The following is a 14,309-nucleotide window of genomic DNA, read 5'->3' on the forward strand; positions in this document are numbered from 1 at the left end:
GAATGAAAGTCTTTCAGCATGTAAATATCGTGACTTGTGACCAAGATTTCCATGTTTATTTGAATGGAATCTTAGCAGTTAAGGATTCTCAAATTGTCTATGTCGGTCAAGAGAAGCCAGAGATTTTAGAGCAAGCTGAGCAGATTATAGACTATCAGGGAGCCTGGATTATGCCTGGATTGGTCAATTGCCACACCCATTCTGCTATGACAGGTTTGAGAGGGATTCGAGATGATAGCAATCTCCATGAATGGCTCAATGACTATATCTGGCCAGCAGAAGCTGAGTTTACTCCCGACATGACTACTAAGGCGGTTAAAGAAGCTCTGACAGAGATGCTCCAGTCAGGAACAACAACCTTTAATGATATGTATAATCCCAATGGTGTGGATATTGAGCGGATTTATCAGGCAGTGAAAGATTCCAAGATGCGTTGTTATTTCTCACCTACCCTCTTTTCTTCTGAGGCGGAGACAACTGATGAAACTATAAGCAGAACTCGAGCAATCATTGAAGAAATTATTGGATATAAAAATCCAAATTTCAAGGTGATGGTAGCCCCACATTCTCCCTACAGCTGTGATAGAGACTTGCTGGCAGAAAGCTTAGATATGGCAAAAGAGCTTGCTATTCCAATCCATATCCACGTGGCGGAGACCAAGGAGGAGTCAGGAATTATCCTGAAACGATACGGCAAACGCCCCCTCGCCTTTCTTGAAGAACTGGGTTACTTAGATCATCCGTCTGTCTTTGCTCACGGGGTCGAATTAAACGAGAGAGAAATTGAACGCTTGGCAACTTCTCAAGTGTCTATTGCCCACAATCCTATTAGTAACCTCAAACTGGCATCAGGGATTGCTCCTATCATTCAACTGCAAAAAGCAGGAGTAGCAGTCGGAATTGCGACAGATTCGGTTGCTTCCAATAACAATCTAGATATGTTTGAGGAAGGACGGACTGCAGCCCTTCTTCAGAAGATGAAAAGTGAGGATGCCAGCCAATTCCCAATCGAAACAGCCCTCAAGGCTCTAACGATAGAAGGTGCTAAGGTCCTAGGAATGGAAAATCAGATAGGAAGTCTGGAAGTAGGTAAACAGGCAGATTTTCTCGTTATTCAACCACAAGGGAAAATCCATCTCCAACCTCAGGAAAATATGCTTTCTCATCTTGTCTATGCTGTTAAATCCAGTGATGTTGATGATGTTTATATCGCTGGAGAACAGGTTGTTAAGCAAGGTCAAGTCCTGACAGTAGAACTTTAGAAGAAAAATAACGAAAAAATTTTAAAAAAAGTTTGCAAAAATCTTGCATTCTTTTTTTGACTATGCTATACTTATATACGGTTTGAAAAAACTGCCTAAGACAGTAGGGGAGCTCGACTCATAAGGATCCTACCGAGGACAAAACGTATCATGTAAAAAGAAGCGTATTGTACTTTCGTGTCTAGGTTTGGGCGCGTTTTTCTTTTGGAAAAATTCCCCAAGCAAAATAATAACGGAGGTGAACACACTAATGAGTGAAGCAATTATTGCTAAAAAAGCGGAACTAGTTGACGTAGTAGCTGAGAAAATGAAAGCTGCTGCATCTATCGTCGTTGTAGACGCTCGTGGTTTGACAGTTGAGCAAGATACAGTTCTTCGTCGTGAGCTTCGTGGAAGCGAAGTTGAGTATAAAGTGATTAAAAACTCAATCTTGCGTCGTGCAGCTGAAAAAGCTGGTCTTGAAGATCTTGCATCTGTATTTGTTGGACCATCTGCAGTAGCATTTTCTAACGAAGATGTTATCGCACCAGCGAAAATCTTGAACGACTTTTCTAAAAACGCTGAAGCACTTGAAATCAAAGGTGGTGCAATCGAAGGCGCTGTCGCATCTAAAGAAGAGATTCTTGCTCTTGCAACTCTTCCAAACCGCGAAGGACTTCTTTCTATGCTCCTTTCTGTACTTCAAGCGCCAGTGCGCAACGTTGCTCTTGCAGTCAAAGCGGTTGCAGACAACAAAGAAGACGCAGCTTAATCTTAAGCTACGCAGCGTAGCCTAGCTACGAAAATCTATTATAAATTTAAAACATATTTGGAGGAAATAACAATGGCATTGAACATTGAAAACATTATTGCTGAAATTAAAGAAGCTTCAATCCTTGAATTGAACGACCTTGTAAAAGCTATCGAAGAAGAATTTGGTGTAACTGCAGCTGCTCCTGTAGCTGTTGCTGCAGCTGGTGCTGCTGACGCTGGTGCTGCTAAAGATTCATTCGACGTTGAATTGACATCTGCAGGCGACAAAAAAGTTGGCGTTATCAAAGTTGTACGTGAAATCACAGGTCTTGGTCTTAAAGAAGCTAAAGAACTTGTTGACGGTGCACCAGCACTTGTTAAAGAAGGCGTTGCAACTGCAGAAGCTGAAGAAATCAAAGCTAAATTGGAAGAAGCTGGAGCTTCAGTTACTCTTAAATAATAGAGCAACTACATTAGTAGCTTAAAAACATGATTAAACCGCTATTCTTAGGAGTAGCGGTTTTTCTTGTTTTATATAGGGGATTGCCCCAAAGATAATAATTTATAAGTATGAGTTGCCTTTTCAACAAAGGGGTTATATAATAGTAATATAGGTATGGAAGATTAATCTTATAATTTATAGTTTTCATTTTAGAGGAGAAAAGATGGCATTAAATTTGTTTGATGTTATTCGTTATGAAGGTGAAGATACAAGGAATATACTTGCTTGGAGACATCCTAAAACGAATATCAAGATAGGAGCAACTGTAATTGTAAACCCTGGTCAGTGTGCTGTATTGTTTTCAAATGGAAGAGCAGTAACTACTTATGATGCTGGTAAACATAAGATTGAAGGAGATGATTTTCAAGTAGTTTCAGGAATAAAAAACTTTCTAAGTGGAGGTATTTCGTCTGACTCATTGTTTTTGTGGTTTGTGAATATGTATGATTTACAACCGATTGGATGGGGAACTTCTTCTCCTATAATAGTTCGAGATCCAGAAAGTGATATTCCTGTAGAATTGAAAATACATGGGAATTTCATTCCTCGAATTGTAGACTTAGAAGCTTTTATATTAGAATTTATGCCAAGTCACCCCGATATTATAACAGCTCCTATTTTACAAAAACGGTTTAGACAAACTGTTAGTGGGTTGATTAGTTCAGCTATTTCACAAGTAATATACAACCATAAGATTCCAATTCTTGATATTGAGATGCACAGTTTTGATATGTCTGTTGCTTTGTCAGCTATTTTATCCAGCCATTTTTCTAAATATGGAATTAGTATTGAGGAATTTAACATTGAGGCTTTAAAGGTAAATCAGAATAGCAATGGATATAGAGAAATCTTTAAATTCCACAAGCAAATTTTGGAAGCCAAAAGCAAGCAGGCTGGTCGAGATATTGAAGAGTATACTTATCAAGAAGAGAGACAATTTGATCTTTTAGAAGAGGCAGCAAAAAATAATGATTCTGCAGGAAATCTAATGGGAGCAGGCGTGGAAATAGCTATGGGACTTTCCTTGGGAGCTAAATTTAGCAACTTGGTGGATCAGACTGAAGATAGGAATTCATTTGACAAAGATGTGAATCAGCATCAAACTGACCTCAAAGGAGAAACAGGCTTAGCTAAGTTTTGTAGCCAATGCGGGACTGCTTTTTTGGAAGGAGCAAACTTCTGTTCTAATTGCGGGCACGAAAGATAGTTCAAATGATTGGAAAAATCATTTTTATATCAATCTTGTTTAAGCATTATCTTTAATCTTTGATTTTTTACATTTTCAAATTTACTTTTGTTTTATTTGGGAAGTCTGGTATTGCCAGAATTTCCCTTTTTCTTAGAAATTTGAAAACTATGATTTCTTTGTTTGTATTTTTAAATCATTCAATTTATGTAATTCTAAGTATGGAAATGTATGAATAAATACAATGATTCCCTGAAAGATATTAGGAAATCTTTTTAAAAGAGTAAGGGATTACTTAGACAAGTTCTATGACAGGAGGATATTTTGGATGTACCAAGTATTTCGTTTATTAAGTATACTTTTTATGGGATTAACAAGTGCAACATTTTTTCTTTCACTATGGGCTATAACTCTATTTCTTGAACATGGTAGGCCGATTTTCTCAATATTGATTCCTATTATTTTTTCTTTATCAGGTTTCTTTTTGTCATCCTTTGCATTTTATAGCTTTGGTATTTTAGAAAATATAAAAATTAAAGTCAAAGCTTTGGATGAGATATATAATGGGAAAGCTCTTTATAGAGAATATATAGCAACTAGAGGAGAAGATAGGTGAAACAGTATATTAAGAATAATTGGAAAAAAGGCTTTCATTGGTTAATTTCAAATATAGTAATACTCTGTTTTGTAGTTTTATCACTTGCTATCTTTTCTATAGATGATGAACCAAGAATCTTTATATTGAAAAATCTTGATTTTATAATTTTGGCAAAATCTATTGGAATTCCCGTTGTTATCAGTTTTTTATTTTTATCATTTCAAAATGTTACCTTTGTGCCAGTTGCTTTAGTTATTTTATATTTGTTTCGAGAAACAATTAAAGATTCCTTTTCCTTGAAGAAATTAAAACAGAAGAATTTACTTCAAATGCTTGTTTTAATCATTTTATCATCATTTTTTGAATATGAAAAATCTAGGGAATGGTCTATTCGATTTTTATTTCTTTTAGTTCCTTGGTATTTGCTTAGTGTGATTTTAATTTTGGTAATGACTTATTGTGAGTCTAGGAGACAAGAAGAAGTCAAGAAACGAAATCAAATACAAGCTTTATTCACTTTATTTGAAAAGCACCAGATTAACAAAAATACATATCCCGTTATTTGTCCATCATGTAGTGGTGAGAATCTGCTTGACCTAGGGCAAGGTAAATCATGTGATTATTGTGGTGCATGGTTATCTAGAAAGGAAATATAAATGAGACGCTATCGTTTAATCATTTCCAAGGTTGTTTATCCTATAGTATCTTTCATATGTATTGTCACCGGATTGAAATTTTATCAGTACATTGATAACTACATAAGATGGATTTTAGGAAAAAGAGAAGGTTTACTTTATGATTTCTACTTTATGTGGCTTTTAATAGTTACAATTTTGTTTGTTTTATTTTTCCTATTTTTGATTATATCGTCTTTTTTATTTTTGAAACAGCCACGTATGAAACAATATGATAGAGCTTTGATAACAGTTCTTAAGTTTGAAGAACAAGGTGAAGATGTTATTGAAATTAAAGGGAAAGAATTGCGAGATGAGTTATCTTATAAATTATCAGCAAAACGTGTTTATTGTCCTACTTGTCATATGCCAACAGATGGAGTAATTGGAACTCAATTGACCTGTGCAACTTGCGGTAAAACTTTTATAGTTTCTTGATTTTAGGATAATCGAAATGATATTATCTTATAGCTATTTTGATATTGTTTTTAAAACCTAGTAAGTTTGTTTACTTTAAAAAACCGCTATTCTTAGGAGTAGCGGTTTTTATTTTTATGTGCTAGGGGGCAAAAAAGGGAAAGGAATCTTTAAAAGTGAGGAGAGTTAGATTGAAAGAATCATATTTGTAAATCGAAATGATGGATATTTGTATCATGTTATAAATCGTTATCAAACGATAATATTGATTTTCTTACAAATTAAGAGTATAATTTATAAAAATGAGTGTTTACTCAATTTTTGTGAAATTAAGGAGTAAAGAAAATGGTTGTTGAAGCAATAGAGTACAGTCGTTTTGGTAACGAAGAGGTCTTGGATTTGCTGAAGATCGACTCTACAGCCTTGGATGTAAATCAAGTGAGAGTAGAAGTTCATGCTGTTGGTTTAAATCCTATTGATTATAAAACTTTTGAGGGAGCGAAACCCCTTCGATTTCTATCTTTTATAACGAAATTAAGGAAACCAAGTCGTTGGTTTGAATCTAAATCATCTTTATTTCCAAGAGGTGTGGGGAGAGATTTTTCTGGAGTTATTACAGAAGTTGGAAATGAAGTAACTAGGTTTTCAGTAGGAGACAAGGTGTTTGGAACAATGATTAGCGATCCTGGTTTGGGAACTAAGAGGGGGGCTTTAGCAACAGAAATTTGTGTCAATGAATCAGAAATTGTATTGAATCCAGAGATGATCGACATGACTCACGCAGCTACTATGGGAGTAGCTGCTCTAACTGTGGGTGGGGCTTTTAGAAGAATCGGTTTAAATTCAAGAGATACTGTTGTTATTTCAGCTGCAGCAGGAGGTATTGGAAGTATTGCAGTACAGTATGCAGTTGCTAAGGGGGCGATAGTGATTGGAATAGCAAGTAAGAAAAATGCAGAGTATCTGAAGTCTTTAGGTGCCATACCAGTAAGTTACGAAGAGAATATCAAGAAGGCTCTTCTATCAGCTAGTCCAACGCCTATTACAAAATTTTTGGATTGTTATGGATCTGATTATGTTAGATTGGCTTTTAGTTTAGGCTTGAAGGGGACAGCTATTGGGACATTAGTACCTTCGCCCTATGTTATGATAAAAGGTGCTCAGTTTACTGGTCCGAGACATTCCACATATGATGATTTTAACACTTTAGCTGAAATGGTCTCAGACGGGAAGGTTCAGTTGAAAATTGATCAAGTGTATGACTTTTCTCTAAAGTCAGTTAGAGAAGCCTATCGTAATCTGAAAATGGGACACAGTCGAGGCAAAAAAGTCGTAAAAGTAAGAGAGTAGAAGAGAGGTGCTAGCGATGGAAAGTTTAGAACAAAAGTATGCTCAGACGTTAGAAGTTAGCAACTTGAGCTTGAAACAACGTCGAGTATTATTATCAAGCTTAAAATTATTCTCAGAAATTGGATTTGAGAATACAACGTCCAGCCTTATTGCCGAACGCGCTGGAGTGTCAGAAGGAACTGTTTTTAGTTACTTTAAAACAAAGGAAGGTATTTTAGAAGCTATTTTATCTACTTTTCTAGAACAGGTTATTCCAGAAGTAATTGCGGATTTCTCAGAAAAGAAATTCACAGTAGATCAGGAAACTTTTCCCTTCTTTTTAAAAAGTATTGTTCGAGATAGGCTCTTTTTCATTCAGGAGAATCAAATGCATGTTAAAATTCTCTTGGGGCGTTCTTTTATTGATAAAAATCTTTCTATCCAGTTAGGAAATATTATTGTTCAATCTATAATAGAACCAATTAGCCCTGTTTTAAATCAATTTAAAGAAAAAGGACTTATTCTAAATTGGTCAAATGAAAGAATTGTTCGATACATTTTAGCATTGAGTTTTTCTTATCTTATTCCCATGATGTTGAATGATGAAGGAACTATAAACATAGATGAAGCAGTTGATGAGATTGTTGAATGTTTGTCATCTGCCCTAATGAAAGTAAAATAAATTCTGATGTTAAAACTCACTGTTAATGGTGAGTTTTTTGGATTCAACATAAAAATCCCCAATCGGAGCGATTGAGGATTAAGCAAATGAGTCTTAAACAATACCTTGGGCAATCATAGCATTTGCTACATTTTCAAAGGCAGCAATATTAGCTCCTGCAAGGTAGTCTTTATCAAGACCGTATGTTTCTGAAGTTGTTTTAGCTGTGTTGAAGATGTTTGTCATGATGTCTTTGAGACGTCCGTCAACTTCTTCACGAGTCCATGAGAGGCGAAGACTGTTTTGGCTCATTTCAAGGGCTGAAACGGCTACACCACCAGCGTTGGCAGCTTTTGCAGGTCCGTAGAAGATACCATTTTCTTTGTAGACTTTGATGGCATCAAGGTCGCTTGGCATGTTGGCACCTTCAGATACACAGATAACGCCTTGAGCAACCAAACGTTTAGCTGCTTCACCATTGATTTCGTTTTGAGTCGCACATGGAAGAGCGATGTCATAGTTTCCAGCGTAAGTCCATACAGAACCTTCATGATAAGTAGCGGTTGCTTTCTCAGCTGCATACTCAGTCAAACGAGCGCGACGTTTTTCTTTAACATCGACCAAAAGATCGAAGTCGATACCATTTTCATCGATGACGTAACCATTTGAATCAGATACAGAGATAACAGTTGCACCAAGTTCAGTCGCTTTTTGAAGAGCGTATTGAGCAACGTTACCAGAACCTGAAATAACAACTTTCTTACCAGCAAAGCTGTTACCGTTAGCTTTAAGCATTTCTTCAGTGTAGTAAACCAAACCGTAACCAGTTGCTTCTGGACGAATCAAGCTACCACCAAATCCAAGAGGTTTACCAGTCAAGACACCAGCATCAAATTGGTTAAGACGCTTGTATTGACCGTAAAGGTAACCAATCTCACGTCCACCAACACCGATATCACCAGCAGGTACGTCAAGTGATGGTCCGATGTGTTTTTGCAATTCAGTCATGAAGCTTTGGCAGAAGCGCATCACTTCAGCATCTGTTTTACCTTTAGGATCGAAGTCTGATCCACCTTTACCTCCACCGATTGGAAGTCCAGTTAAGACGTTTTTGAAGATTTGTTCAAATCCGAGGAATTTCAAAATCCCTTGGTTTACAGTTGGGTGGAAACGAAGTCCGCCTTTGTATGGTCCAACAGCTGAGTTGAATTGAACACGGTAACCACGGTTTACTTGAACTTTTCCATCATGGTCAACCCAAGGAACACGGAAAGAAATCACGCGCTCTGGTTCAGTAATGCGTGCCAAGATATTTTCTTCGATATACTCAGGGTGTTTTTCAAATACAGGTTCCAAAGTGTTGAAAAATTCTTCGACAGCTTGGAGGAATTCAGCCTCGTGCCCGTTACGAGCTTTCACAGTTTCAAACACGCTTTGGATATATTCTTTAGCAGATGTCATATCGTTCTCCTTAAATTCTAATTTAATTATGTGAGTCATTATAGCAGAATTTTTTTTAGCTGTAAAGAGAAAAACAAAAATTTTCTAAAAATTCACTCAATTTAGTTTTTGAGATTTTTTGAAAGTAGATAAAAAACGAACGTTTTTCTAATAAATGCCTTTCTTAAAGAGAAAATCTGAAAATATGGTATAATATTAGCAATAAAAGGAATCTGGAGGATCAGAATCATGGTATCAACGAAAACACAAATTGCTGGTTTTGAGTTTGACAATTGCTTGATGAATGCAGCAGGTGTGGCTTGTATGACGATAGAGGAGTTAGAAGGCGTTAAAAACTCAGCGGCAGGAACCTTTGTCACTAAGACAGCGACCTTGGACTTCCGTCAGGGAAATCCTGAGCCACGCTATCAAGATGTTCCACTTGGTTCCATCAACTCTATGGGCTTGCCAAATAATGGCTTAGACTATTATTTGGACTATCTTTTGGATCTGCAGGAAAAAGAGCCGAACCGGACTTTCTTCTTATCTCTAGTTGGTATGTCTCCAGAGGAAACCCATACTATTTTGAAAAAAGTCCAAGAGAGTGATTTTCGTGGTCTGACTGAGCTAAACCTCTCCTGTCCAAATGTTCCAGGAAAACCTCAGATTGCCTATGATTTTGAGACAACAGACCGGATTTTGGCAGAGGTATTTACCTACTTCACCAAACCTCTTGGAATTAAATTGCCACCATATTTTGACATTGTTCACTTTGACCAAGTGGCAGCTATTTTCAATAAGTATCCTCTTAAGTTTGTCAACTGTGTTAACTCTATTGGAAACGGCCTTTATATAGAAGACGAGTCGGTCGTAATTCGTCCTAAAAATGGTTTTGGGGGGATTGGTGGAGAATACATCAAACCGACTGCTCTAGCCAATGTTCACGCCTTTTATCAACGCTTAAATCCTCAAATCCAAATCATCGGAACAGGTGGCGTGTTGACTGGTCGTGATGCCTTTGAACATATCCTCTGTGGAGCAAGTATGGTGCAGGTGGGAACCACTCTTCACAAAGAAGGCGTCAGTGCTTTTGACCGCATTACCAATGAACTGAAAGCAATCATGGCGGAAAAAGGGTACGAAAGCCTAGAAGATTTCCGTGGGAAATTGCGCTATATTGATTAAACTCATTAAAAAATCAGAAGAAAGGAGAGATGATGCTAGCCATTGAAGAAAGTCAGAAGTTGACTTTATTAAATTTACCTAGTCTGAGCCTATTTACAGGGACAGATCAGGGTCAGTTTGAAGTGATGAAGAGTCAAGTATTGAAACAGATTGGTTATGATTCTGCCGACCTCAACTTTGCCTACTTTGATATGAAAGAAGTAGTTTACAAGGATGTGGAACTGGAGTTGGTCAGTCTTCCTTTCTTTGCGGATGAGAAAATCGTGATATTGGATCATTTTGTCGATATCACGACTGCTAAAAAGCGCTTTTTGACAGATGATGAGCTCAAGTCATTTGAGGAATACTTTGACAATCCTTCACCAACAACCAAGTTGATAATCTTTGCAGAAGGAAAGCTGGATAGCAAAAGACGGTTGGTTAAATTACTTAAGCGTGATGCCAAGGTCTTCGATGCAGTAGAAGCTAAAGAACAAGAACTGCGCCAGTATTTTCAAAAGTGGAGCCAGAAAGAAGGTCTGCAGTTTGCCAATCACTCTTTTGAAAATCTCCTCATCAAGTCTGGTTTTCAATTTAGCGAAATCCAGAAAAATCTCCTCTTTTTACAGTCCTATAAAGAAGACTCTGTTATCGAGGAAGAGGATATTGTTAACGCAATTCCCAAGACCTTGCAGGACAATATTTTTGATTTAACTCAGTTTATTCTGACTAAAAAGATGGATCAGGCGCGCGATTTGGTTAGAGACTTGACCTTGCAAGGTGAAGATGAAATTAAGTTGATTGCCGTTATGCTAGGACAATTTCGGACTTTTACTCAGGTGAAGATTTTGGCGGAGTCTGGGCAAGCAGAATCTCAGATTGCAAGTAGTCTAGGAAGTTTTCTCGGACGCAATCCCAATCCCTATCAGATTAAGTTTGCGCTGAGGGATTCGCGAGGACTTTCCTTGAGCTTTTTGAAGCAAGCTATTTCCTATTTGATTGAGACAGACTATCAGATTAAAACAGGTCTTTATGAAAAAGGTTTCCTTTTTGAAAAGGCACTCCTACAGATTGCTAGTCAGGTAAATTAATCCTATTTCAAAAAATTTTTATCCCGCGTCAGGATTATCTTGTCGTGGGTTTCTTAGTGATTTACTTATTTTATACTCAATGAAAATCAAAGAGCAAACTAGGAAGCTAGCCGCAGGTTGTTCAAAGCACTGCTTTGAGGTTGTAGATAAGACTGACGAAGTCAGCTCAAAACACTGTTTTGAGGTTGTAGATAAGACTGACGAAGTCAGTAATATATCTACGGCAAGGCGACGTTGACGCGGTTTGAAGAGATTTTCGAAGAGTATTATTAGAAAGTATTTCAGTGATTTCTTCATCTATAAGCAAAAAACTTGAAAAAAGTGAATGTTTGCGTTATCATTTTCATATAGAAAGAAAAAGAGGTATTACAGATGGCTATTATCTTACCAGATCTTCCATATGCATACGACGCTTTGGAACCATACATCGATGCGGAAACAATGCACTTGCACCATGACAAACACCATCAAACTTATGTCAACAATGCTAATGCAGCTCTTGAAAAACACCCTGAAATCGGTGAAGATCTTGAAGCCTTGCTTGCTGATGTAGAATCTATCCCAGCTGATATCCGTCAAGCGCTTATCAACAATGGTGGTGGACACTTGAACCACGCTCTTTTCTGGGAATTGATGACTCCTGAGAAAACAGCTCCATCAGCAGAACTTGCAGCAGCAATCGATGCAACATTTGGTTCATTTGAAGAATTCCAAGCAGCCTTCACTGCAGCAGCAACAACTCGTTTTGGTTCAGGATGGGCATGGTTGGTTGTCAACAAAGAAGGTAAACTTGAAGTGACTTCAACAGCAAACCAAGACACACCAATCTCAGAAGGTAAAAAACCAATCTTGGGCTTGGACGTTTGGGAACATGCTTACTACGTGAAATATCGCAACGTGCGTCCTGACTACATCAAAGCTTTCTTCTCAGTGATCAACTGGAACAAAGTAGATGAATTGTACGCAGCAGCTAAATAATGATAGTTGGAGGGAAGAATTGTTCTTCTCTTTTTAAGGTTATATTATTTTGGTCTGACAAAATCGTCAGACTTTTTTCATTTTTATGAGAAACGTGCTAACTGCTAGAAATTATGGTAGAATAAAGTATTAAGTAATCGTGGAAAAAGGATATCTATGCGAAAAGAAATTGCACCTGAATTATACAACTATAACAAGTTTCCTGGTCCTGAGTTCCATTTACACGGGGACAAGGTAGAAACGGAAGGGATAGCTTTTTCCTTGGTGGAAAATATCAAGGATGCCTTCGATGTGACGGCTTTTAATCAGCGTTTTTCAGAAGTCTTAACAAAGTTTGATTATATCGTGGGAGACTGGAGCAACGAACAGCTTCGCCTTCGAGGTTTTTACAAGGATGATCGAACAGAAGAAAAACTTGAAAAAATCAGTCGTTTACAAGACTACCTTTTAGAGTATTGTAGTTATGGTTGTGCCTATTTTGTCTTATCAAATGAAGCCCCTAAGCGAGCATCATTTGATAAGAAAATGCGTAAGAAGGAAGAAGAAACACCTTCTAGAAAAGGAAAGAAACCGACTCAAACAAAACGAAAACCGAATGCAGATAAGAAAAATAGACGTCGTCAGAAAGACCAGCATTCTCAGAAAGAGGACAAGGGGCAACGTCATTTTGTCATTCGTCAGAAGTGAGTAGAGAATAAGGAGAAGAAATGAAACCGTCAATTTATAGTTTAACACGTCAAACCATGCAGGAATGGGTTTTGGAGCAGGGAGAAAAGAAATTCCGTGCAGATCAAATCTGGGAATGGCTTTACCGTAAACGTGTCCAGTCATTTGAAGAAATGACTAACCTTTCCAAGGATTTGATTGCTAAGCTCAATGAGCAGTTTGTGGTCAATCCCTTGAAACAACGTATCGTTCAAGAGTCTGCTGATGGTACGGTCAAATATCTTTTTGAATTGCCTGATGGTATGCTAATTGAGACTGTACTGATGCGTCAACACTACGGTTTGTCAGTCTGTGTGACCACTCAGGTCGGCTGTAATATCGGTTGTACCTTCTGTGCTTCTGGTTTGATTAAGAAGCAACGTGACCTTAATAACGGTGAAATTGTAGCGCAAATCATGCTGGTTCAGAAATACTTTGATGAGCGTGGTCAGGATGAACGCGTCAGCCATATCGTTGTCATGGGTATCGGTGAGCCCTTTGATAACTACAACAATGTCTTGAATTTCGTCCGTACTATCAATGATGACAAGGGAATGGCCATCGGTGCTCGTCACATTACGGTTTCAACCTCAGGTTTGGCCCATAAAATTCGTGATTTTGCTAATGAAGGAGTTCAGGTCAATCTTGCAGTTTCTCTTCACGCACCTAACAATGAATTGCGTTCAAGCATCATGAAGATTAACCGTGCCTTTCCGATTGAAAAACTCTTTGCTGCTATTGAGTACTATATCGAAACAACCAATCGTCGTGTGACCTTTGAATACATCATGCTCAATGAAGTTAATGATGGTGTAGAACAAGCCTTGGAATTGGCTGAATTGCTCAAGAATATCAAGAAATTGTCTTATGTCAACTTGATTCCTTATAACCCAGTTAGTGAGCATGATCAATATAGCCGTAGTCCTAAAGAGCGCGTGATGGCCTTCTATGATACACTTAAGAAAAAAGGGGTCAACTGTGTCGTCCGTCAAGAGCATGGTACAGATATTGATGCAGCTTGTGGACAGTTGCGTTCTAACACAATGAAACGTGACCGCCAGAAGGCAGTCGCAGCAGTCAATCCTTAATGATGAAGAAGACTTATAATCATATTTTGGTCTGGGGAGTTATTTTCTATAGCATTTGTATCGTTTACTTTTGCTTTACTCCTCAAGAACATTCTCCCGTGGGGGTGGAAACTCCAGATATTCAGCATCTTGGACGCCTGGTTTTTCTTTTGACTCCTTTCAATTCTCTCTGGAAACTGGGCGAAGTGAGTGACATAGGACAATTATGTTGGCTTTTTCTACAAAATATCCTCAATGTCTTCTTGCTTTTTCCTTTGGTGTTTCAACTCCTTTATCTCCTTCCAAACTTACGGAAAACAAAAAAGGTCCTTCTTTTTAGTTTTCTAGTGAGTCTTGGAATTGAGTGTACGCAGTTAGTCTTGGACTTTTTCTTTGATTTTAATCGCGTCTTTGAGATTGATGATTTGTGGACCAATACCTTGGGTGGCTATCTGACTTGGCTTCTCTATAAACAATTACATAAAAACAAGATAAGGAATTAA

16 protein-coding genes and 1 other annotated feature are annotated in these 14,309 nt (G+C 37.7%); of the genes, 15 read left to right on the forward strand and 1 reads right to left on the reverse strand.

Annotation, left to right across the window (positions count from 1 at the left end; translation table 11 throughout):
- The first annotated feature begins 2 nt into the window (after positions 1-2).
- From D7D54_RS01630 to D7D54_RS01675, 9 genes are all read left to right on the forward strand, one after another.
- Entirely contained in the window at positions 3-1,262 is a 1,260-nt protein-coding gene (locus D7D54_RS01630) for a TRZ/ATZ family protein (RefSeq protein ID WP_020901493.1), read from the forward strand.
- A gap of 76 nt (positions 1,263-1,338) precedes the next feature.
- Positions 1,339-1,474 (forward strand) — a sequence feature (ribosomal protein L10 leader region).
- A gap of 38 nt (positions 1,475-1,512) precedes the next feature.
- The gene (gene rplJ / locus D7D54_RS01640) at positions 1,513-2,013 is read left to right on the forward strand and encodes a 50S ribosomal protein L10 (protein WP_001287277.1); all 501 of its coding nucleotides are present in this window, start codon (positions 1,513-1,515) and stop codon (positions 2,011-2,013) included.
- A gap of 72 nt (positions 2,014-2,085) precedes the next feature.
- On the forward strand, positions 2,086-2,454 hold the full coding sequence (rplL, locus tag D7D54_RS01645; RefSeq protein WP_001196965.1) for a 50S ribosomal protein L7/L12: 369 nt from the start codon (positions 2,086-2,088) through the stop codon (positions 2,452-2,454).
- 205 nt (positions 2,455-2,659) lie between these two features.
- A complete protein-coding gene (locus D7D54_RS01650) occupies positions 2,660-3,703 on the forward strand; it encodes an SPFH domain-containing protein (RefSeq protein WP_020901492.1) in 1,044 nt (347 codons plus the stop codon).
- Positions 3,704-4,010: 307 nt separating this feature from the next.
- A complete protein-coding gene (locus D7D54_RS01655) occupies positions 4,011-4,298 on the forward strand; it encodes a hypothetical protein (RefSeq protein ID WP_004259684.1) in 288 nt (95 codons plus the stop codon).
- On the forward strand, positions 4,295-4,936 hold the full coding sequence (locus tag D7D54_RS01660; protein WP_020901491.1) for a hypothetical protein: 642 nt from the start codon (positions 4,295-4,297) through the stop codon (positions 4,934-4,936). The genes D7D54_RS01655 and D7D54_RS01660 overlap by 4 nt, the downstream gene beginning before the upstream one ends.
- Positions 4,937-5,392, forward strand: a complete 456-nt coding sequence (locus D7D54_RS01665) for a hypothetical protein (protein ID WP_020901490.1) — start codon at positions 4,937-4,939, stop codon at positions 5,390-5,392.
- Positions 5,393-5,716: 324 nt separating this feature from the next.
- Positions 5,717-6,721 carry an NADP-dependent oxidoreductase gene (locus D7D54_RS01670; protein WP_020901489.1) on the forward strand — a complete coding sequence of 335 codons (1,005 nt, stop codon included), beginning with the start codon at positions 5,717-5,719 and terminating at the stop codon, positions 6,719-6,721.
- Between the two features lie 16 nt (positions 6,722-6,737).
- On the forward strand, positions 6,738-7,382 hold the full coding sequence (locus tag D7D54_RS01675) for a TetR/AcrR family transcriptional regulator (protein ID WP_020901488.1): 645 nt from the start codon (positions 6,738-6,740) through the stop codon (positions 7,380-7,382).
- A gap of 93 nt (positions 7,383-7,475) precedes the next feature.
- On the opposite strand, the gene gdhA is transcribed toward D7D54_RS01675, so the two are convergent.
- The gene (gdhA, locus tag D7D54_RS01680) at positions 7,476-8,822 is read right to left on the reverse strand and encodes an NADP-specific glutamate dehydrogenase (protein WP_120719022.1); all 1,347 of its coding nucleotides are present in this window, start codon (positions 8,820-8,822) and stop codon (positions 7,476-7,478) included.
- A gap of 228 nt (positions 8,823-9,050) precedes the next feature.
- On the opposite strand from gdhA, the gene D7D54_RS01685 reads away from it, so the two are divergent.
- From D7D54_RS01685 to D7D54_RS01715, 6 genes are all read left to right on the forward strand, one after another.
- Complete coding sequence (locus D7D54_RS01685; RefSeq protein ID WP_020901487.1) at positions 9,051-9,986, forward strand: dihydroorotate oxidase; 936 nt, start codon at positions 9,051-9,053, stop codon at positions 9,984-9,986.
- A 32-nt stretch (positions 9,987-10,018) separates the two neighbouring features.
- The gene (gene holA, locus D7D54_RS01690) at positions 10,019-11,056 is read left to right on the forward strand and encodes a DNA polymerase III subunit delta (RefSeq protein ID WP_020901486.1); all 1,038 of its coding nucleotides are present in this window, start codon (positions 10,019-10,021) and stop codon (positions 11,054-11,056) included.
- Positions 11,057-11,428: 372 nt separating this feature from the next.
- Positions 11,429-12,034 (forward strand): superoxide dismutase SodA, encoded by a 606-nt coding sequence (sodA, locus tag D7D54_RS01700; RefSeq protein WP_000974733.1) that lies wholly within the window; start codon positions 11,429-11,431, stop codon positions 12,032-12,034.
- Positions 12,035-12,190: 156 nt separating this feature from the next.
- On the forward strand, positions 12,191-12,721 hold the full coding sequence (locus tag D7D54_RS01705; RefSeq protein WP_024057533.1) for a YutD family protein: 531 nt from the start codon (positions 12,191-12,193) through the stop codon (positions 12,719-12,721).
- Between the two features lie 20 nt (positions 12,722-12,741).
- Complete coding sequence (rlmN, locus tag D7D54_RS01710) at positions 12,742-13,827, forward strand: dual-specificity RNA methyltransferase RlmN (protein ID WP_000804768.1); 1,086 nt, start codon at positions 12,742-12,744, stop codon at positions 13,825-13,827.
- Positions 13,827-14,309 carry a VanZ family protein gene (locus tag D7D54_RS01715; RefSeq protein ID WP_120718678.1) on the forward strand — a complete coding sequence of 161 codons (483 nt, stop codon included), beginning with the start codon at positions 13,827-13,829 and terminating at the stop codon, positions 14,307-14,309. Before rlmN ends, D7D54_RS01715 begins: the two co-directional genes overlap by 1 nt.

Origin of the sequence: Streptococcus chosunensis (genome assembly GCF_003626515.1) — a bacterium.
Classification (GTDB): Bacteria; Bacillota; Bacilli; order Lactobacillales; family Streptococcaceae; genus Streptococcus; species Streptococcus chosunensis.

What these genes read in the sequence shown, in the direction of transcription:
- D7D54_RS01675 (WP_020901488.1), top strand. Translation starts at nt 6,738, where the DNA reads ATGGAAAGTTTAGAACAAAAGTATGCTCAGACGTTAGAAGTTAGCAAC.
- D7D54_RS01715 (WP_120718678.1), top strand. Translation starts at nt 13,827, where the DNA reads ATGATGAAGAAGACTTATAATCATATTTTGGTCTGGGGAGTTATTTTC.
- D7D54_RS01685 (WP_020901487.1), top strand. Translation starts at nt 9,051, where the DNA reads ATGGTATCAACGAAAACACAAATTGCTGGTTTTGAGTTTGACAATTGC.
- D7D54_RS01630 (WP_020901493.1), top strand. Translation starts at nt 3, where the DNA reads ATGAAAGTCTTTCAGCATGTAAATATCGTGACTTGTGACCAAGATTTC.
- D7D54_RS01670 (WP_020901489.1), top strand. Translation starts at nt 5,717, where the DNA reads ATGGTTGTTGAAGCAATAGAGTACAGTCGTTTTGGTAACGAAGAGGTC.
- D7D54_RS01665 (WP_020901490.1), top strand. Translation starts at nt 4,937, where the DNA reads ATGAGACGCTATCGTTTAATCATTTCCAAGGTTGTTTATCCTATAGTA.
- gdhA (WP_120719022.1), bottom strand. Translation starts at nt 8,822, where the DNA reads ATGACATCTGCTAAAGAATATATCCAAAGCGTGTTTGAAACTGTGAAA.
- sodA (WP_000974733.1), top strand. Translation starts at nt 11,429, where the DNA reads ATGGCTATTATCTTACCAGATCTTCCATATGCATACGACGCTTTGGAA.
- D7D54_RS01655 (WP_004259684.1), top strand. Translation starts at nt 4,011, where the DNA reads ATGTACCAAGTATTTCGTTTATTAAGTATACTTTTTATGGGATTAACA.
- D7D54_RS01650 (WP_020901492.1), top strand. Translation starts at nt 2,660, where the DNA reads ATGGCATTAAATTTGTTTGATGTTATTCGTTATGAAGGTGAAGATACA.
- rlmN (WP_000804768.1), top strand. Translation starts at nt 12,742, where the DNA reads ATGAAACCGTCAATTTATAGTTTAACACGTCAAACCATGCAGGAATGG.
- rplL (WP_001196965.1), top strand. Translation starts at nt 2,086, where the DNA reads ATGGCATTGAACATTGAAAACATTATTGCTGAAATTAAAGAAGCTTCA.
- rplJ (WP_001287277.1), top strand. Translation starts at nt 1,513, where the DNA reads ATGAGTGAAGCAATTATTGCTAAAAAAGCGGAACTAGTTGACGTAGTA.
- D7D54_RS01705 (WP_024057533.1), top strand. Translation starts at nt 12,191, where the DNA reads ATGCGAAAAGAAATTGCACCTGAATTATACAACTATAACAAGTTTCCT.
- holA (WP_020901486.1), top strand. Translation starts at nt 10,019, where the DNA reads ATGCTAGCCATTGAAGAAAGTCAGAAGTTGACTTTATTAAATTTACCT.